At 60.7% G+C, this 17778-nt stretch carries 16 protein-coding genes, 1 other RNA gene and 1 pseudogene; 10 read left to right on the forward strand and 8 right to left on the reverse strand.

Annotated features, from left to right (window positions below):
* The 7 genes and pseudogenes from NKI61_RS14595 to NKI61_RS14625 form a co-directional block, all read right to left on the reverse strand.
* The coding region (locus NKI61_RS14595) for a class I SAM-dependent methyltransferase (protein ID WP_352839895.1) at positions 1-697 on the reverse strand (697 nt) is incomplete at its 3' end.
* Positions 694-1992, reverse strand: coding sequence for a BtaA family protein (locus NKI61_RS14600; RefSeq protein WP_352839897.1), 1299 nt, complete (start codon positions 1990-1992; stop codon positions 694-696). The genes NKI61_RS14595 and NKI61_RS14600, both read right to left, overlap by 4 nt.
* A 122-nt stretch (positions 1993-2114) precedes the next feature.
* Entirely contained in the window at positions 2115-4097 is a 1983-nt protein-coding gene (locus NKI61_RS14605) for an ATP-binding protein (protein WP_196814977.1), read from the reverse strand.
* 120 nt (positions 4098-4217) lie between these two features.
* Positions 4218-4310 (reverse strand): annotated as a pseudogene (locus NKI61_RS14610) (ATP-dependent DNA ligase); the annotation flags it as partial.
* 133 nt (positions 4311-4443) lie between these two features.
* Positions 4444-5670 carry a PIN-like domain-containing protein gene (locus NKI61_RS14615; RefSeq protein WP_023744590.1) on the reverse strand — a complete coding sequence of 409 codons (1227 nt, stop codon included), beginning with the start codon at positions 5668-5670 and terminating at the stop codon, positions 4444-4446.
* Entirely contained in the window at positions 5670-5903 is a 234-nt protein-coding gene (locus NKI61_RS14620; RefSeq protein WP_352839898.1) for a hypothetical protein, read from the reverse strand. Before NKI61_RS14620 ends, NKI61_RS14615 begins: the two co-directional genes overlap by 1 nt.
* 340 nt (positions 5904-6243) lie before the next feature.
* A complete protein-coding gene (locus tag NKI61_RS14625; protein WP_352839899.1) occupies positions 6244-10203 on the reverse strand; it encodes a hydantoinase B/oxoprolinase family protein in 3960 nt (1319 codons plus the stop codon).
* 177 nt (positions 10204-10380) lie between these two features.
* Between NKI61_RS14625 and NKI61_RS14630 the strand changes: the two genes are divergently transcribed.
* The 7 genes from NKI61_RS14630 to NKI61_RS14660 all read left to right on the forward strand — a co-directional run bounded on the left by NKI61_RS14630 (position 10381) and on the right by NKI61_RS14660 (position 14362).
* Positions 10381-10578, forward strand: a complete 198-nt coding sequence (locus tag NKI61_RS14630; protein WP_023668260.1) for a hypothetical protein — start codon at positions 10381-10383, stop codon at positions 10576-10578.
* Positions 10579-10786: 208 nt separating this feature from the next.
* Positions 10787-11506, forward strand: a complete 720-nt coding sequence (locus NKI61_RS14635) for a J domain-containing protein (protein WP_023668261.1) — start codon at positions 10787-10789, stop codon at positions 11504-11506.
* Positions 11503-12270, forward strand: coding sequence for an N-acetylmuramoyl-L-alanine amidase (locus NKI61_RS14640; protein WP_352839900.1), 768 nt, complete (start codon positions 11503-11505; stop codon positions 12268-12270). Before NKI61_RS14635 ends, NKI61_RS14640 begins: the two co-directional genes overlap by 4 nt.
* A 184-nt stretch (positions 12271-12454) precedes the next feature.
* Complete coding sequence (locus tag NKI61_RS14645; RefSeq protein ID WP_023705555.1) at positions 12455-13159, forward strand: lytic transglycosylase domain-containing protein; 705 nt, start codon at positions 12455-12457, stop codon at positions 13157-13159.
* A 50-nt stretch (positions 13160-13209) separates the two neighbouring features.
* Positions 13210-13607, forward strand: an RNA gene (rnpB, locus tag NKI61_RS14650) — RNase P RNA component class A.
* Between the two features lie 180 nt (positions 13608-13787).
* Positions 13788-14072, forward strand: coding sequence for a type II toxin-antitoxin system ParD family antitoxin (locus NKI61_RS14655; RefSeq protein ID WP_023688026.1), 285 nt, complete (start codon positions 13788-13790; stop codon positions 14070-14072).
* Entirely contained in the window at positions 14069-14362 is a 294-nt protein-coding gene (locus tag NKI61_RS14660) for a type II toxin-antitoxin system RelE/ParE family toxin (RefSeq protein WP_023741701.1), read from the forward strand. Before NKI61_RS14655 ends, NKI61_RS14660 begins: the two co-directional genes overlap by 4 nt.
* Positions 14363-14370: 8 nt before the next feature.
* On the opposite strand, the gene NKI61_RS14665 is transcribed toward NKI61_RS14660, so the two are convergent.
* Entirely contained in the window at positions 14371-15486 is a 1116-nt protein-coding gene (locus tag NKI61_RS14665; protein ID WP_023741700.1) for a cystathionine gamma-lyase, read from the reverse strand.
* 402 nt (positions 15487-15888) lie between these two features.
* On the opposite strand from NKI61_RS14665, the gene mraZ reads away from it, so the two are divergent.
* The 3 genes from mraZ to ftsL are packed head-to-tail and all read left to right on the forward strand — an operon-like array spanning position 15889 to position 17772.
* Entirely contained in the window at positions 15889-16362 is a 474-nt protein-coding gene (gene mraZ, locus NKI61_RS14670) for a division/cell wall cluster transcriptional repressor MraZ (RefSeq protein WP_023682144.1), read from the forward strand.
* Positions 16359-17375 (forward strand): 16S rRNA (cytosine(1402)-N(4))-methyltransferase RsmH, encoded by a 1017-nt coding sequence (gene rsmH / locus NKI61_RS14675; protein WP_023741699.1) that lies wholly within the window; start codon positions 16359-16361, stop codon positions 17373-17375. Before mraZ ends, rsmH begins: the two co-directional genes overlap by 4 nt.
* Positions 17376-17379: 4 nt before the next feature.
* A complete protein-coding gene (gene ftsL, locus NKI61_RS14680; RefSeq protein ID WP_352839902.1) occupies positions 17380-17772 on the forward strand; it encodes a cell division protein FtsL in 393 nt (130 codons plus the stop codon).
* Positions 17773-17778: the final 6 nt, after the last annotated feature.

Here is a 17778-nt window from a genome sequence, read left to right on the forward strand (position 1 = left end):
CGGCGCGACCTCCCCCATCGAGGGGGAGGTAAGAGTGCGCGATCTTGACGACCGCCAGCCGGGCATAGCCGCGATAAAGCGCGCGGAAACAGAAGCTTGCGCCGGTTCGCCGAGATTCCGATTCCAAGACTTCGCGCAATGATTCACGTGGCGTGACATGGAATTTCTTGAGCCAGCCGCGCAGCAATGTCCGGAACCAGTTGGGCAAGCCTTCCTGCTGGCCGAAATCGACGACATGCAGCGAGCCGCCGGGCGCGAGTGCCGCAAGGGCTGCTGAAACCGTCTTTTCCCAACCGGGGATCATCGACAGCGAATAGGACACGAAGATGCGGTCGAAGCGCTCGACGCCGAACAGCGTCTTGGCGTCGAAATCGGTGGCGTCGCCGCGCGCCAGCACGACGCGGCCGGACAGGCCTTCGCGGCCGATCGCCTTGCTCGCCGTTTCCAGCATCTCGGCCGAGATGTCGAGGCCGTAGAGGCGGGCGTCGGGATAGCGGCGGGCGGCAAGCGCGATGTTGCGGCCGGTGCCGCAGCCAAGTTCGAGCACTCTGCCATTCGCCGGCACATCCAGCCCGACTATCATCTGGTCGCGGCCAAGCAGATAGTATTTGCGGGTCAGGTCGTAGATATGGCGTTGCCAGCGATAGACGCCGTCCATCAGTTCGGCATGGTCGGCCGGCAGCTCGCTCGCGCTCATGCCGCGCGCTTCACATAGAGGTGGAAGCCGCCATAGATGGCCGAGCGGTCGCGGGCCGAACAGTCGCGCGAGGCCTCGTCCTCGTAGGTCCACTGGTCGAGCAGCGAGATCGAGACGCGGCCCGGCAGCACGCTGGGCTCGGCGGCGGTGCGGAAGATGACTCGGGCGCCGACCGAGGCGGTGCGGGTGATCTCCGACCAAAGGGCATTGAGCTGGTCGTCCGTCATCCAGTCCTGCGCGTCGAGCAGGACGAAACGGTCGACGGTGCTTGCGTCCTTGCCGGCCAGAAATTCGATCAGATTGGCGTGGTGGATGCCGACGCGATCGACATTGTTGCGGATCGCCTTGTAGTTGGCCTCTTCTAGATAGGCGGGCAGGGCGGCCTCACCCGGATTGGGATAGCGACGGGCGAAGGCTTGCCAAGCGAAGTAGTTGTTCTTCAGCGGAAAATCGCAAGCGAGCTTTTCCAGCCGGGCCTTCAGCACGCTGGCCATCGAACCATCGCCCGAGGTGATCAGCGAATCGTACTGCGCCGGCGGAATGCCGAGGCCGAACAGCGAAGCCTTGCGCGAGGTAGCCCAGCGCAACAGCTTCTTGTCGAAGACCGGCGCCAGCTCTTCGTTGAAGAAGCGGCGCTGGTCGGCGAGGCTCTTCGACGCCATGATACCGGCGGGATCGACGCCGAAGAATTTGGCGATGCGGTGGCCCATGGCGATGAACAGGCCGAGCAGGCCGGTCTGGTAGAAATTGCGGTCGAAGACGGTGATGCGCCGGCGGCCGCGCCAGCTGCGACGCTCCCAATAGTGGCGGCTGACCGGGTCGAGATGCGGCGCGATGAAGCGGTCATAGGCTTGCGAATTGTGGTTGGTGTCGGCGGCGCCGAAGAAACGGAACAGATCGCCCTGCGAGGGCAGATGCCGCACCGCCTCCAGCTTCATCCGGTTCAAGGCGATGTGGGCGGCGTTGAGGTCGACCGCATCGACGCGTTCAGGCGAGCGGGTGAGGTAGGCGAGGATGTTGCAGCCGCCCGACGCTATGGTGACGACGCGGTGGCCCTGGCCAAGCTGCATGGCCTCCATGTCGACTTCAGGGTCTTCCCAGATCTGCGGATAGACAAGGCCGGAAAACAGAAGCGCAAACAGCCGTTCGGAAAGGCCGGCCTGCGAAAGCGGGCGGTTCTGGTAGACGGCTTTTCCAACTTCCTTGCCGCGGCGAAAAACGAGATCCGAGGAGACGTCCGTCATGGCAAAGTGATTCCCCATTTGCTTTGCCGCAAGCGGGTAACTCAGGGGCATGACAGGCGGGTGACAGGCTGTTGACGCGAGTTCAGGCTGTAGCGCGCAAAATCGTTTGGCACCTCCGCGCAACTTCATTTGGCATCAGAAAGCTACTCTCGGCCGGCGGCCGCGATCAGCTTTCAAATACCGAGTTGCTTGAAGAACGCCTCGTTTCTCATTCGTGCGTCTTTCAGCACGTAGCGGTAGCTCAGCGCTTGAATGAATGCCTTATAGTCATCGTTATAGCCGTAGAACCCGCCGCCTCCGGGTAGCGGGACGTTGATCTGGGCCATCCTCAACCATTTTCGGAGATTGGGTGTTAGGTCCGCGATGATGTAGCAAAAGAACGGTGTGGTTTCCGAAATCTCTTGGATAAGGCCGCCAGACCGGTCCAGGACTTTGCCAGCGCGAAGCTCCTCGATATAGCCGTAGATCTGAGTGAATGGATTCTCGTCATCATTGTAGTCGTTTCGAACCGGCTTTTTAAATTCAATGATGACGACCGGTTGGTCAGTTCCTGGGCGGTGATAGGCAGTTCTGCCTCCGAACAGGAGAACGTCCGGCCGACTGCCTGAATCGCTCTCGGCCAAAAGGGTTTTCAGCTTTTTGTCCGAGGCCCAATGCTCATAGTACGTAAGTTTGTCATCGATGATCCAAAGGTTGTGCTTGTCGATATGGATTTCGCTATTCGTAACCCTCATAGGAACGACGAAGCTATGCAGAGCCTCCTCCGCATGCTGTTTCATTGTGCCGTCAGGCCGGTAGCCCAGCCTTCTTTCCAACAGGTCCAACACCACCTTTCTTCGTACCGTATAGTCCGCAAGCACTGAGAATTCTTGGGCTGTCAACCGGCTCACAATAGCTTGAACACCGCTTTGGACCGGATCTTCATCAGAGACTTTCTCTTTCGAGAGCACCTCGACCTTACGTTCAATGTCGCGGTTCTCCCGAAAATCGTACAATGCCAGATGCTGGTAGATTTGTTCGGAAGTGCGAAAATTGCGCGGGATTTTATCGGCCACGAAATCCCTGGGATTGCTCAGCAGATATGAAAAGCGAGGATATTTTTTGACCACATTTCGCAAGAGATCTGTTTGCTTGTCTATGACCCTGTCGAGTTGCGGGCCTAAGATAATTTTGATCTCAGCAAGTGCCCCCCTCTTTGTCAATTCGATGGTTTCCGCATCCAGGTCGAATGCTGTCCTTTCCGAATTCACAGCCTCATCCAGAAGGCTTCCACTCACAACGCCTGCATAGGCATAACGCTGTCCGTCGCGTTCGATATATGTCGCTAGGCCGAGCGCCAAGCCGATGTCGAAGGATGCTACCACTCGATCATGGGCCGCAAGATACAGCGTATGACTTACCTTGCCTTCGAGGACGCCCTGCCGAAGAAGATTGTGTTCAAGATGCAGCTCCTCGGTCTCAGAAACTGGGAAGTCGAGCTCTCCCAGTTCTACTCCTTGGGAACCCAAAAACTCGCCTAGATCGTAGCTCTCAGTCGCGGTCTCGATCGTTATGGACGGTTTCGCCTTTGAAACAAGGTAGGGTAGGAAGTGAGCCGCAATTTTCCGTAAAATGGTATCGGTGCGTGACGGCATATGTCGCGCATATTCCGGTTTCATTCGAATGAGCTTAACGACCGTGCCGATCTGGCCATCTGGAGCCGGCTTCACTGTGTGCTGTTGAATCGGTCTAAGGTTGTCCAGCAAAATGTAGAAGTGCCGAACATACAGTTCTCCGGCCAGCGCAAAGACGCTCGTGACCTCGGCGGAATCGAAAACTTTAAGCCAGGAGAGCCGGCCAACTCCTTTGCCACCACGCTTAGCTTTGTGATCGCTATCGTAGGTCCGAAAAGACGTGAAATTATCGTTGTCTAGGCCGATTCCGTTGTCTCTGATTTCAACGCTTGGAGCGCCATTATCCATGAAAATTGAGACGCCGATCCGGCCGCCTCTCACCCACTCCTGTAGGAAGCGATCTTGAACGGCGTGAATTGAATTATAAATTGCCTCGTAAAGAGGGACCAGGGCGTTTGAAGGCGTCGTCGGACCGAGCGCGAGGTTCTTGACCCGGCGCACCAAGTTTGACTGGAAAAGAAGCTCTTCGGTTTCTTCTAGCACGTCACCCTCCATGCATCCCTGGTATTCATCCCCGCTAGACCTCGTGACACCACAGCGTCTAGCCCGGCTTACCAGCTATAGGCCGCTGCGCCGGGCCTGTCCCGTTCCATTGAATGAACTGAGCTCGCGGCGGTCGTCGAGGTCCATACCCCGCAAGTCATGGCCGTTAAGGTGCAGCAGATCGAATGCGACGAAATAGAGGTCATGCTGGCGCAATTATCGACGGCGAGATCGTTGTCCTGAATGACGCAGGCTTGTCGGACTATGCTGCTCTACGCAAGGCCATCACCCGCCCCTTTTACCGGCGGGATGTTTGTGGCTATGGTGGATTATGCCTCCAAACGCTTCAATCTCCAGGTCCCCAAGCAGACGGTGAACCATCCGATATGGCCGAGAGATGGGCCTTGTCGTAAAGCATTTGAAGTCTGGACCGCGCTGCGTCCCCTTCATGACCCCATCGACCTGGAAGAGCTCTGACACCCAAGCCGACAAACTCATTAAATACGCCAACTCTTTCTTCCAACGTCTCGGCTTTAAGAAGCGAAAAAAGTTCAACCCTCAGTTTCTCCATTTCCAGTCGAATACCTTCCGCCCGGTCTGAGCCATTCCCGATGCTGTCCCGCATTCCCACAAAATTGCAGTACCTCATCAACAGCCGTATAAAACGCTCAGGTTCTGCTGTGCACTCAACAGAGCGGTTTTTCAGCGAGTTCGCAGCATGCGCCCACGACGAAGCGACGGCGTCGAGTTCAGCTCGCCGCATCTCCTTCACCGTCTCGGGCGAGACGATATTTTTCGTGCGGTCTGCAACCAGCGCCAGGAATCGCGCTGGCGCATAAGAGTAAAACAGCTGTCCAGTTTCTGCGAAAAATTCCTGCCTTAACTCAGGGCGCGGACCTACTGTCTTTCCGGACTGGATAAGCCACCAATCCTCCTTGGCGTCGTCTGTGATGAAGAGGATCGGTGCATTAGTCGATTTGGCCTTTTGCTTCATCTCGGCCCAAATGAGATAGTCGCCCGGTCGCTTGTCCATGTAGCCGGGAGGTATCTCGGCAGCTGCACGCCGAGTTCCCTCCTTAGCGCGACCCTCTATATCTTTGGGCTGATCGGCGACCTTTCCTTCAAATAGATCTGTCACAGCAGCAAACACGCCTTGGGCGTCGGGGAGCTCGCCGACGGCATCGTCAACCTCTTTCGCGAGGTGATCGAAGAACCCACCGATATTCTTCATCCCAGAACCAGCGGGCCACGGATCGTATCGACTGAAAGCGCTCACGAGAGATTCGACTTCCCCTTTTTTCGTCGCGAGCTTGTCCTTCAGTTTTCGATACTCGCCTCTGTTGGAACTGTCGGCCGAGCGCCAGTTCAACTGAAACTCCTGACCTACCTGATGCGGCAGCCAAAGCCTTTGACCAAACGATTGGAATGCAGCCAGGACCTCCGCCCGTTGTTTCGGCATGAATCTGAAAAGATGCAACAACACATTGGTGTCGGGAACGAGCAGCCCTTCTGACCAGATTTTTTCAAACTCTGCCGCCGTCGGCTCGTAGAACCCGTGAAAAGTCTTGCGCATCAGCCTGCACCAAGTCTGAAGGCCTTGCCGCCATAGTGGTCGAACAGGATGGCTTTGCCGAGTGTTGTTGCGATCGTCCCGATGAACTGTTCCAGATCAACGTCGGAGAGAATGGTGCCAGTTCGATCCCTCAGCATGGCGATAGAAGCCTTGATCGAGATGCACGCAGCAGCTTTGTTTTCGGTCAAATAGCGGTCCATAGTAGGACCTAGCATCTCTACGTCTGCTGTCATGGCCAAACCCTCAACCCAAGCGGACTATCACGCCGGCAGGTCGATGAGTCGAGTCCCATTGAAAGGCCGTTTAATGTGACTTCAATCTGTCGGCAAAATGGGCAGCTTTAAGAGTTCGCCACGCATCCGCTGCAGCCAGGCTAACCACCCCATTACTGGTTGCAAAGGCGGATACAGCCGATCGGCCATCCCATCAACGAGTCCGAAAAGTTCGGGTTGAAGCTCAGATCGCCGGCCGAGTACCTCAGGAATGTTCGTCACCCGGTCATGGGTACTTATCCTCAAAACGCAATTCTCGCGCGCCCAGATTGTCCGTTGATCGGCACCTAGCAAGACTCCGTCATTGCTTGCCAAACCCGCCCGGCGTCGGCGTCGTCAGGATGACGGCGTCGCCGGCGTCGAGCACGGTCTGGTCGCAGGCCTTCAGCGTCTCGACGCTGCCGTCCTGGCGGCGGACCTTGGTCGAGCCGACCTCGCCGTCACCGCCGCCATCGAGGCCTTGCGGCGGGCGGTTGCGGTGCGAGGACAGGATGGCGCATTCCATCTTTTCGAGGAAGCGGATGGTGCGCCTGGTGCCGTCGCCGGCGCTCCATTTGCCTTTGCCGCCGGAACCTTCGCGGATGTGGAAATCCTCGAGCATGACGGGAAAGCGCAGTTCCAGCACTTCCGGATCGGTGAGGCGCGAATTGGTCATGTGGGTGTGGACGCCGGATGTGCCGGCAAAGCCGCGGCCGGAGTTCATCCGGCCTGCCGGCGAGCCGGAGCAGATGGTCTCGTAATACTGGTACTGCTTGTTGCCGAAGGTCAGGTTGTTCATCGTGCCTTGCGCATTGGCCATGGCTCCCATGGCGCCGAACAGGGCGTTTGTGACATGCTGCGAGGTCTCGACATTGCCGGCGACGACGGCGGCGGGGTAGGCGGGCTTCAGCATCGAGCCGTCGGGGATGATGATGTTGATCGGCCGCAGGCAGCCGGCATTCATCGGGATCATGTCCTCGACCATGACACGGAAGGCATAGAGCACGGCTGCGCGGGCGACGGGCTCGGGCGCATTGAAATTGTTCTTCTCGACCTTCGACGTTCCGGTGAAGTCCACGGTCGCCTCGCGCTTTTGCCGATCGACGGTAATCTTCACCTTGATCACCTGGCCAGTGTCGGTCGGGTATTCGTACTCGGAACTATCTGGCAGCCGCTCCAGCACGCGGCGCACGCTTTCGGCGGCGTTGTCCTGGACATGGCCCATATAGGCTTCGACGACGTCGAGGCCGAAATGGGTGACCATCTTGCGCAATTCCGCCACGCCCTTTTCATTCGCGGCGATCTGCGCCTTTAGGTCGGCGATGTTCTGGTGCGGGTTGCGGGCGGGGTAGGGGTGGTCGGTGAGCAGCGTTTGCAGCTCCGCCTCGCGGAATTTTCCGCGATCGACGACGCGGAAATTGTCGAACAGCACGCCTTCCTCGTCGACCGTGGTGGCAAGTGGTGTCATCGAGCCAGGTGCCGTGCCGCCAATGTCGGCATGATGGCCGCGTGAGGCCGCCCAGAACAGGATTTCCTCCCCCCTTGAAGGGGAGGTGGCGGCGGAGCCGCCGGAGGGGGTCGCTGCGGCAGTGCTCGACGCCCTTGCGGTGCCTTCTGAGAGGACCCCACCCGGCCGCTGCGCGGCCACCCTCCCCTCGAGGGGGAGGGAAAAGACCGGCGTCACCACGGTGATGTCGGGCAGATGCGTGCCGCCATTGTAAGGTGCGTTCAGCGCAAAGACGTCGCCGGGGTGGATGTCGCCGGAGTTCAGCCGGATGATGGTTTCGACTGAGCGATCCATTGAGCCGAGATGCACCGGCATGTGCGGCGCGTTGGCGACCAGCGCGCCGTGGCGGTCGAAGACGGCGCAGGAAAAGTCCAGCCTTTCCTTGATGTTGACGGAATAGGCGGTGTTCTGCAGCGTGACGCCCATCTGCTCGGCGATCGACATGAAGAGGTTGTTGAAGACCTCCAGCATCACCGGATCGGCTTCGGTACCGAGGGCAGCCGTGCGAACTTTCCGTTCCGTGCGGCGGATGACGACGTGATTGAGGTTGGTGATTTCGGCCTGCCAGCCCGGCTCGACGACGATGGTCTGGTTCGGCTCGATGATCAAAGCGGGGCCTGGGACCAGATTGGATGGGCGCAGGTTTTCGCGGCGATGGATGCCGGCTTCATGCCACCGGCCCTCGGTGTAGATGCGCCGCGTTCCGGACGCACCGGTTTCAACCCTTGCCGGTTCGGCGGGCGCAACGGCTTCGGCCGTGGTCTCGACGATCTCGGCGCCTTCCACGCCAACGGTCTCGACGAGCATCGGCTTGTCATCATAGACGAACCCGAACTGCGCCTTGTGGGCCACTTCGAAATCGCGCCTGGCCTGGAAGATCGAGCCCTGTTCGAAATTCACCGGCAGCGTGGTGTCGGTGCCGTCATAGCGGATGTGCAGCACCGGCTTTGCCGCAATCTTGTCCTCGGCGATGCCTTGCGCTGCCAATTCGGCGATGACGGCTTTTTTCAACGTGCCGATGAGGCTGCCGATCTGGGTCCTGGATTCTTCGGCAAGCGGCTTCAGGAGCGCCTGCTGGCGCGACGCGAAAACCGACGACAGGCCGATACCATAGGCTGAGAGCAGACCGGAGAAGGGGTGGATCAGTACCGCCTCCATGCCGAGCGCGTCGGCAACCAGGCAGGCATGCTGGCCGCCGGCGCCGCCAAAACAGTTCAAGAGATATTCGGTGACATCGTAGCCGCGCTGCACGGAGATCTTCTTGATAGCATTGGCCATGTTTTCCACCGCGATGGTAACGAACCCTTCGGCGACGGCTTCCGGCGTGCGGCCATCGCCGATTTCGGCGGCGAGCGCAGCGAATTTTTTATGCACGGCGGCGACGTCCAGCGGCTGGTCCTGGTCTGGGCCGAAAATTGCTGGGAAGAAATCGGGCTGCAGCTTGCCCAGCATGACATTGGCGTCGGTGACGGCCAGCGGGCCGCCGCGCCGGTAGGCGGCGGGGCCGGGATTGGCGCCGGCGGAATCCGGGCCGGCGCGGAAACGGCCGGCTTCGTAGTGCAGGATCGAGCCGCCGCCGGCAGCGACGGTATGGATGCGCATCATCGGCGCACGGATGCGCACGCCGGCGACCTCGGTGTCGAAGGCGCGCTCATAATCGCCGTCATAATGGGCGACGTCGGTCGAGGTGCCGCCCATGTCGAAACCGATGACTTTCTCGAATCCGGCGAGTTTCGCCGTCTCGACCATGCCGACGACACCGCCGGCCGGGCCGGACAGCAGCGCGTCCTTGCCCTGAAACATGTCGGCGGCGGTAAGCCCGCCCGACGACATCATGAACATCAGGCGAGGGTTTTCCCTCCCCCTCGAGGGGAGGGTGGCGGCGGAGCCGCCGGGTGGGGTTGGATCGACCGGGCTCAGCGCATTGGCGGTGCCTTCCGAGAGGACCCCCTCTGGCCGCTTTGCGGACTGCCCTTCGCTATGGCTCCGGGCGTTCGTCGCTGAAAAAGCCAAATCGTTGGCTTTTTCTCGGCCTTTGGCCGACCGCTCCTCACCCTCCAGAAGTGGGGAGATTGGCGTCGCGCCCAGTTCTCCCGCTACTCTTTGCACATAGCGCGACAGGATCGGCGACAGATAGGCATCGACCACGGTGGTGTCGCCGCGGCCGACCAGTTTGATCAGTGGCGAGACTTCATGGCTGACCGAGACTTGGCTGAACCCGATCTTGCGGCAGACTTTCGCCACCGCCTTCTCGTGGTCGGGATATTTCCAGGCATGCATGAAGACGATGGCCACCGCATTGATGCCGTCGGCCTTCGCCTGTTCGATGGCGGGCCGGCAGGCGGCGATGTCGAGCAAGCGCTCGACCTCGCCATTGGCGCGCACACGCTCGTCGATCTCGATGACCCGCTCATAAAGCTGTTCGGGAAGAATGATCTCCTTGGCGAAGATGTCTGGCCGCGCTTGATAGGCGATCTTCAGCGCGTCGCGAAAGCCCTTGGTGATGAGCAAAAGCACACGGTCGCCCTTGCGCTCCAGCAGCGCATTGGTGGCGACGGTGGTACCCATCTTGACGTCACCGACCAGGCCCGGAGGAATAGCGGTGCCGGATTTCAGCCCCAGAAGCTCGCGGATGCCGGCTATGGCCGCGTCGGGATAGGCTTCGGGATTTTCCGACAGGAATTTCCTGGGATGCAAACCGCCTTGTGGATCACGTCCGATCACGTCGGTGAAGGTGCCGCCGCGGTCGATCCAAAAATCCCATTTCTTGTCCACGCAGAACTCCGGCATTGCATTTGGGTCCAGACTGTTAGTTCGGCATCGCCCGGCTCGCAATCGATAGTGCGCGGATGTTACATCAGGAAACGCAACGTTACGAAACTCATGGCCGTTTGATGCATTTTGCCTTCGACCGTTCACCGCAACGTGAGCGTGTGTTGAAGGAGAGATGTCATGAAAAAGCTGATTCTTGCTTCCGTTTCCGCCCTGGCCCTGTTCGGCGTTGCCGCCTGCAGCGACAGCGGTACGGATAACACCACCACCCAGAGCACCAATCCGCCAGCCGCCGAGCCCATGAAGCCGGCGACGCCGGATGCACCGAAGCCTGCAGAACCGGCTCCGGCAACACCTGCTCCTGCCCCCGCGCAGTAGCAGCAGTCTCGGTCACTTTGACGTGACGAGAGAGGAGGCCGGCTTCGCGCCGGCCTTCCTGCGTTTAGGTCGATTCGGGGCTCAAGGGCCTTGAACCGGCTCTTTCCTACGGTTTGGGATCTGGCGCGTCGGTTGCTTGCGCAAATCGATCCACTCTGCGGCGCTGTCTTGGCTTGATAGCAATGGCCGGCGGCCCTAATAAGCGCTCATGTCGATTTGGGATCGCCTCGGCGACTTCATCACCCGCGTTTCATCTTCAGCCACGTCCGGCGTAGCCGATGTGGTTGAGGCCGTGCGCACGGTTTTCTCCGGTGACGCTGATCTGCGCCGGCGTGTTGCCTTCTCTGTGGCGATGATTGCGCTGTCAGCCAAGATGGCCAAGGCCGATGGCATCGTCACCCAGGACGAGGTTCGCGCGTTCCAGGAAATATTCGAGGTGCCGCGAGAACAGACCCGCAATGTGGCGCGGCTTTACGATCTGGCCAAGCGCGACGTCGCCGGGTTCGAGACCTATGCCGAGAGTATGGCGCAGATGTGCGGCTCGGGCCATTCGAACTGCGTCATGCTGGAAGACATACTCGACGGTCTGTTCCATATCGCCAAGGCGGATGGGCTGGTGCATGAGCGCGAAGGGATTTTCCTGCACCGTATTGCCGAGATTTTCCGCATCGACGAGGTGCACTACGAGGCCATCATGGCCAGGCACGTCAATCTCGGCGCCGGCGATCCCTATATCGTGCTCGGCATTGAGCGCGGCAAGCCGTTCGAGGAGGTCAGGAAGCGATACCGCAAGCTGGTCTCCGACAATCATCCGGACCGGCTGATCGCGCGCGGCCTGCCGCAGGAATTCATCAAGATTGCAACGACCAGGGTCGCGGCGATCAACGCGGCCTATGAAATGATCGAGCGGGGCCTCAGGCACGCATGACCGGCTTCTCGCCCGACGAGCCAAGCGCGGAGGTCAGGGTATCGCCGAATTTCGGCCCGCGGCGCGAAACGCTCAGGCCCGACATGATCGTGCTGCACTATACCGGCATGGCGACGGGTGCTGCCGCGGAAGCCTGGTTGTGCGACCCCGCAAGCGAAGTCTCGTCGCACTACCTCGTCCATGAGGACGGTCGCATTATCCAGATGGTGCGCGAAAGCGACCGCGCCTGGCACGCCGGTGCAAGTTCCTGGTTCGGTCGTCGCGACATCAACTCCTGTTCGGTCGGCATCGAAATCGTCAATCCCGGCCATTCGCTCGGCTATTCGGCCTTTCCCAAGCGGCAGGTGGAAGCGGTGGTCGGGCTTTGCCTTGGTATCATCGAACGCCATTCCATTGCGGCGCAAAGGGTGCTTGCCCATTCCGACATCGCGCCGGGGCGCAAGATCGACCCAGGCGAGAAATTCCCCTGGAAGGCGCTGTTTGCGGCCGGGGTCGGCCATCTCGTGCCTGCGGCGCCGGTCCGGCGCGGCGCTGTGCTGAAAGCCGGCGATACCGGCGCCGAGGTCGAGGCACTGCAGTCGATGCTGGCGCTCTATGGCTATGGCGTCGAGATATCAGGTGTCTTCGACCGCCAGACCGAAATCGTCGTCGAAGCTTTTCAGCGGCATTTCCGACCGCGCCTGGTGGATGGTGTCGCCGACGGCTCTACGTCTAGCACGCTGCAAAGCCTGCTGACTTCCCTTACGTCAGTTGCCTCTAAATAATCTTTTTCTGATATTCAAGTTACAGCCTGTCACTGAAAGTGAATTGCCTCGCCTTGTTCGACACAAATTCCGCCCTCAAAGGCGGTTCGTGCAAGTTATCGGACCTCCAGCCCCCCGGATGCTCCGATATTGATTAGGCGTTGCTGCGTGAAGATCTTCGCGCGGCCAAACAGAACGGGACCACATGCAGAAATTGACCGTTGTAACGGCAGCTATTGCTGCCGGCGTAATGACTTTTACCTTCAGCACGGCCGATGCCGCACCACTGAGCCAGAGGGCAGACCAGGGCTTCATCGCCGCACCCGCCAAGGCCACCATGACGAAAGCAAACCCGAAAGCAAAAAGAGCAACCACCGCGAATGTGCGCAAAGCAGCCGTGGTGAAGGCCAGAAAAGCCACGGCCAAGAGGCATTTTAAGCGCAACAGGAAGAGCGTCGACCTGACGACCACCGCATCGATCCGCCCAAGCACCGCTGCGGAGTCGACTGCGGCAGCCGCGCTTGGCGACCAGTATTCGGCAATCATTGCCCGCTATGCTGCGGCCGAAGGCGTGCCGGTGTCGCTGGCCCAGGCGGTCATCAAGATCGAGAGCAACTACCGGCCGAACATCGTCGGCAGCGCGGGTGAAATCGGCCTGATGCAGATCAAGCCGGCAACGGCGCGGATGATGGGGTATAGCGGCTCGGCCAAGGGTCTGTTCGATCCCGACACCAACATCAAATACGGCATGAAGTACCTTGCCATGGCGCGCAATCTCGGCGGCGGCACCACCTGCGGCACGATCCTGAAATACAATGCCGGCCATGCCGCGACGCGGATGAACCCGGTGTCGGCGGCCTATTGCGGCAAGGTCAAGGTGCAGTTGGCGGCATTGGGATCGCCGGCATAAGTCTGCTTTTTCATTTGCGTTTTGGAACGTGAACCCCTTTATACGCTCTGCCAGCTGGCCGGGCGGCCGCACCCGCAAAGCCGAAAGGCTGCGGGTGAGGAAAGTCCGGGCTCCATGGAGACACGGTGCCGGTTAATGGCCGGCGGGGGCGACCCCAGGGAAAGTGCCACAGAAAGCAAACCGCCACGATTTATCGGGGCAAGGGTGAAAGGGTGGGGTAAGAGCCCACCGCGCGACTGGCAACAGGAGCGGCACGGTAAACCCCACCGGGAGCAAGACCGAATAGGGACGGTGCGAGGGGAAACCTTCGAGGGCTGTTTCCGGCTCACCGTCCGGGTAGGTTGCGTGAGGCGCATGGCAACATGCGCCCAAGATGAATGGCCGCCACGTTCTCGCCCCGAAAGGGGCGAGGGCCATACAAAACCCGGCTTACAGGCCAGCTGGCAATTTCTCCCCCATATCGCGATTAATCCTTTGGATCAGCAGTCTGCGCCTTCGGGCGCAGCTGGCGATTCAGGTGCTTGAGCGATTGAATCAAGTACGCATGCTGGGGTCGAGACAAACGCATCCTTGAAGCTGGTACGATTTAATCGTACCATGATTGTCATGGTTTGATCAGGAGCGCATCATGGGTCACGTCGACAAACGCAGCATCACGCTTTCGCCGGAACTGGCGGCGGCGGTCGACGATGTCGTGGCCGCCGGCGAATATGCCTCGGCCAGCGAAGTCATCCGTGATGCGCTGCGGCAATGGAAAGACCGCCGCGATCTTCTCGGCTACACGGTCGAGGAATTGCGCAGGCTGGTTCAGGAGGGGATCGACAGCGGACCGGCGGTGGACGGCCAGCCCTTCATGGACCGGCTGCGAGCCAAATATCAGAGGATGTCGGAAGCTGCAGGCTCGGAAGAGTGAAATATCGGCTGCTTCCTCAGGCGATATCAGATGTCGAAGGCATCGGTGACTACATTGCGGAACATAGCCCAAAGGGGGCCATGCGCCTTGTGGACGGCTTGGAGAGGCGCTGGACACTGCTCACCTTGCACCCGTTCTCAGGTGCGCCGCGCGATGATATCGCGCCCGGCATTCGTCATCTGATCGTCGGCGAATATGTCACTCTGTATCGCATGGGCGAAGACGCGATCGAGATCGTCCGCGTTTTGCACGGCAGGCGCGATATTGGCGCCGACGACTTGGTGACCTAACCGCCAGCTCAGATGCCGATGTTGTCCAGCGATGCCTCGATCGCCTGCCAGAGTTCTTCCACCGGCTCGCAGCCCACCGACAGGCGCACGAAGCCGGGCGGAACCGAATCTCCTCGCTTGGCCCGCCGCTCGGCGGAGGTGTGGACACCCCCGAACGACGTTGCCGCCTGCATCAGCGTGCAGTTGTTGATGAAATCCTCGGCCTTTTCCTGGGAGAGGAGTTCGAAGGACATGAGGAAGCCGAAGCGCTCCATCTGCGCCCGGGCGAGGTTGTGCGACGGGTCGCCCTCCAGCCCGGGGTAGCGCAAGCCGCTAACGGCGCGATGGTCTTTCAGGCGCTTCACGATCACCTCTGCAGAAGAACACATGCGGTCGAAGCGTACGTCCAGCGTCTCCAGGCCGCGATGCACCAGCCAAGCCTCGAACGGGCCGGGAATGCCGCCCGCGGTCTCGCGCCAGCCGGTGACGGCCGCGATGATATCTGGATTGCGGCTGGCGACATGGCCGAACAGCACGTCGGAATGCCCGTTGGCCGCCTTGGTGTCGGCAGCAACGACGATGTCGGCGCCGAGATCGAGCGGACGCTGGCCGAACGGCGTCATCGTGGTGTTGTCGACGACGACGATCGCGCCCGCTTGGTGCGCGGCCTCGGCGACCGCTGTGATGTCGCAAATGTCCAAGCGCGGATTTGACGGGGTTTCAACGTAGACAAGGCGGTAGCCGTCGAAGTCGCCATCGAGAAAGGTCGATGTCGGCCGCAGATCATAGGCGACGCCAAAGGGCTTAAGGAAACGTTCGGCCAGCGCGCGTGTGGCATGGTAGCCGTCCGAAGGCAAAAGCACGCGATCGCCGGATTTCAACAGGCCGAAAAACACCGCCGAGATTGCCGCCATTCCGGATGGGAAGCCGACGCATGGCGCGTCTTCGAGATGCGCCAGCATGTGCTCGACCGCATCCCAGGTGGCGTTGCTGTAACGGCCGTACTGACTGTAGCCGGCGCCGTCGCCCGGGTTGTGGAAAATAGCGGCCATGGTCAGCGGCAATGGGATGGGGTCGCCTTTGACAAGTCCGTCGCGACGCAGATGGGCAAGGGAGGCCGCGCGGGACCTGGCTGTTTCGGACATGGATTTCTGACCTTGTTGCTCAGCGAAAAGACTGACGACGCTATTCGCGGCAGTGATGCGCGGCAAGCCGCTTCCGCTTGGGCCAGCCCGCTCTAAACGGTTCGTTAGGCTTAATGGGAGATAAAGACGGGAGTGTTGTCAGAGCTGCTCTCACCGGTTGTGGCGCGCGCGTTTGTGAAGCCTGTTCCCGTTGACGCCCATAGTGCCCCATGATATCCCATTTCGATACCAAAGCCTTCGTTCCGCGTCAGGGTAAAGCGTACGCGAATCGGGCAGCCGCGGCGGCTGTGCGTTTGCGGGGTTTTGCCGCTGGGATCGAAGCGGATTTTCGGCAGGGGATGCGCTTCGGCGCGGACGAAAACATGGAGAGGGGTGCGGCGGCGGAAGCGGCTGCAGCGTGTCATGGACCGGTTTCTGTCAAGCGCGGTGAACAGGATCGATGCGAAGGGGCGGGTCTCCGTTCCGGCGCATTTCCGCGCGGTCGTGCAGAAGCGCGGCTATTCCGAACTCTATGCGCTGCGCGGCCTGGACGTGCCTGCGATGGATGTCGGCGGGCTCGATCTGCTCGACCGCTACGAGCAGCGCATCGCGCTGGAAGACCCTTTTTTGCAGACGGCGGACGATATGTCGTTCTTCTGCCATGGCGACGGGACGTTCCTGAAGCTCGATCAGGATGGCCGCATCACGATGAGCGATTTCATCCGCGAGCATACGGGCATCACGAGCGAAGTGGCCTTTGTCGGCCGTGGCAATTTCTTTCAAGTTTGGGAGCCTGGACGGCTGGCCGCCTATGGGGCGCAGGCGCGCGCTCGGCTTTTGCAGCTTCGGCAGGGGACGAAGGCTCACGAGGCCAAGGCTGGGGAGCGGCCGGAATGATGGCGGATCACGGCGATGATCTCAGCGCCGTTGGCGGACCGGTCCGCCACATTCCGGTCCTCCTCGCCGAAGTGCTGGAGGCGCTCTCACCCAAAGCCGGCGATGTGATCGTCGACGGCACGTTTGGCGCCGGCGGCTACACCAAGGCGATCCTGGCGAGCGGCGCCTCGGTGGTGGCGATCGATCGCGATCCCGATGCGATTGCCGCCGGGCGCGGCCTGGAACAGCAATCCGGCGGCAGGCTAAGGCTGGTGCAGGCGCCATTTTCGACGCTGGACGAGCAGGTCGAAAGCGCCGACGGCGTTGTCCTCGACATCGGCATTTCCTCCATGCAGGTCGACCAGCCCGAGCGCGGCTTTTCGTTCCGCACCGACGGGCCGCTCGACATGCGCATGGCGCAGGCGGGCTTGAGTGCTGCCGACGTCGTCAATTCGTTCAAGATAGGCGACCTTGCCCGCATCTTCGGCTTCCTCGGCGAAGAGCGGAATGCCGGCCGCATTGCCCGCATGATCGAGTCACGCCGCGAAAAACGTCCGTTCGAGCGCACGCTCGATCTCGCCGACGCCATCGAAACGCATATCGGCCGCGCGCCGAAGGACAAGATTCATCCGGCCACCCGCGTCTTCCAGGCGCTGCGCATTTTCGTCAATGACGAGCTGGGCGAATTGGCCAAAGCCCTAATGGCATCCGAGCGGGTATTGAAGCCCGGCGGGCGGCTTGCGGTGGTGACGTTCCATTCGCTGGAAGACCGCATCGTCAAGCGCTTCATCGCCGACAGCGCCGACGTCGCCACCGGCTCACGTCATTTGCCCGAGGCTCACGCACGCACTGCGACCTTCCGCAAGGCTGGTGGCGGCGTGACGGCAGGCGATGCCGAGGTCGCTGCCAATCCGCGGGCGCGCTCGGCCAGGCTGCGTACCGCTATCCGCACCGAGGCGCCGGCGCGCGCCGGTGATCTCACCATTTTCGGCCTTCCAAAGCTTCCCGGCATCCAGGCGCCGCGAGAGAGGTGAATACGTGTTTCGAACCAGCGACATAGTCCTGATCGCCGTCATGGTCTCGGCCGCGGCCCTGACCTACAAGGCCAAGCGCGAGGCCGAGGAACAGCTGGCTTCGGTGCAGAAGATCGAGGCGCAGATCCGCTATCAGGAGGACACGATCGACCTGCTCAAGGCCGACTGGAGCCTGCTGACCCAGCCGTCGCGCCTGCAGAAGCTGGCTGAAATCTACAAATCGCAGCTCGCACTCGAGCCGGTCAATGCGCGGCAGATCGTCGGGCTCGACGACCTGCCGGCAAAACCGCTCAACATCGAGGACCTGTCGTCGCAACGGCTTGGCGGCATGGCCGACAATTCCGGCAAAGGACCAGCCGACAAGGATCCCGTGGTCACCGGAGCCATCGTCCAATGATCGCTG

The organism is Mesorhizobium sp. M0514 (assembly GCF_040321145.1).
Lineage (GTDB): Bacteria > Pseudomonadota > Alphaproteobacteria > Rhizobiales > Rhizobiaceae > Mesorhizobium.

What these genes read in the sequence shown, in the direction of transcription:
- NKI61_RS14600 (WP_352839897.1), bottom strand. Translation starts at nt 1,992, where the DNA reads ATGCCCCTGAGTTACCCGCTTGCGGCAAAGCAAATGGGGAATCACTTT.
- NKI61_RS14615 (WP_023744590.1), bottom strand. Translation starts at nt 5,670, where the DNA reads ATGCGCAAGACTTTTCACGGGTTCTACGAGCCGACGGCGGCAGAGTTT.
- NKI61_RS14620 (WP_352839898.1), bottom strand. Translation starts at nt 5,903, where the DNA reads ATGACAGCAGACGTAGAGATGCTAGGTCCTACTATGGACCGCTATTTG.
- NKI61_RS14630 (WP_023668260.1), top strand. Translation starts at nt 10,381, where the DNA reads ATGAAAAAGCTGATTCTTGCTTCCGTTTCCGCCCTGGCCCTGTTCGGC.
- NKI61_RS14635 (WP_023668261.1), top strand. Translation starts at nt 10,787, where the DNA reads ATGTCGATTTGGGATCGCCTCGGCGACTTCATCACCCGCGTTTCATCT.
- NKI61_RS14640 (WP_352839900.1), top strand. Translation starts at nt 11,503, where the DNA reads ATGACCGGCTTCTCGCCCGACGAGCCAAGCGCGGAGGTCAGGGTATCG.
- NKI61_RS14645 (WP_023705555.1), top strand. Translation starts at nt 12,455, where the DNA reads ATGCAGAAATTGACCGTTGTAACGGCAGCTATTGCTGCCGGCGTAATG.
- NKI61_RS14655 (WP_023688026.1), top strand. Translation starts at nt 13,788, where the DNA reads ATGGGTCACGTCGACAAACGCAGCATCACGCTTTCGCCGGAACTGGCG.
- NKI61_RS14665 (WP_023741700.1), bottom strand. Translation starts at nt 15,486, where the DNA reads ATGTCCGAAACAGCCAGGTCCCGCGCGGCCTCCCTTGCCCATCTGCGT.
- mraZ (WP_023682144.1), top strand. Translation starts at nt 15,889, where the DNA reads ATGGACCGGTTTCTGTCAAGCGCGGTGAACAGGATCGATGCGAAGGGG.
- rsmH (WP_023741699.1), top strand. Translation starts at nt 16,359, where the DNA reads ATGATGGCGGATCACGGCGATGATCTCAGCGCCGTTGGCGGACCGGTC.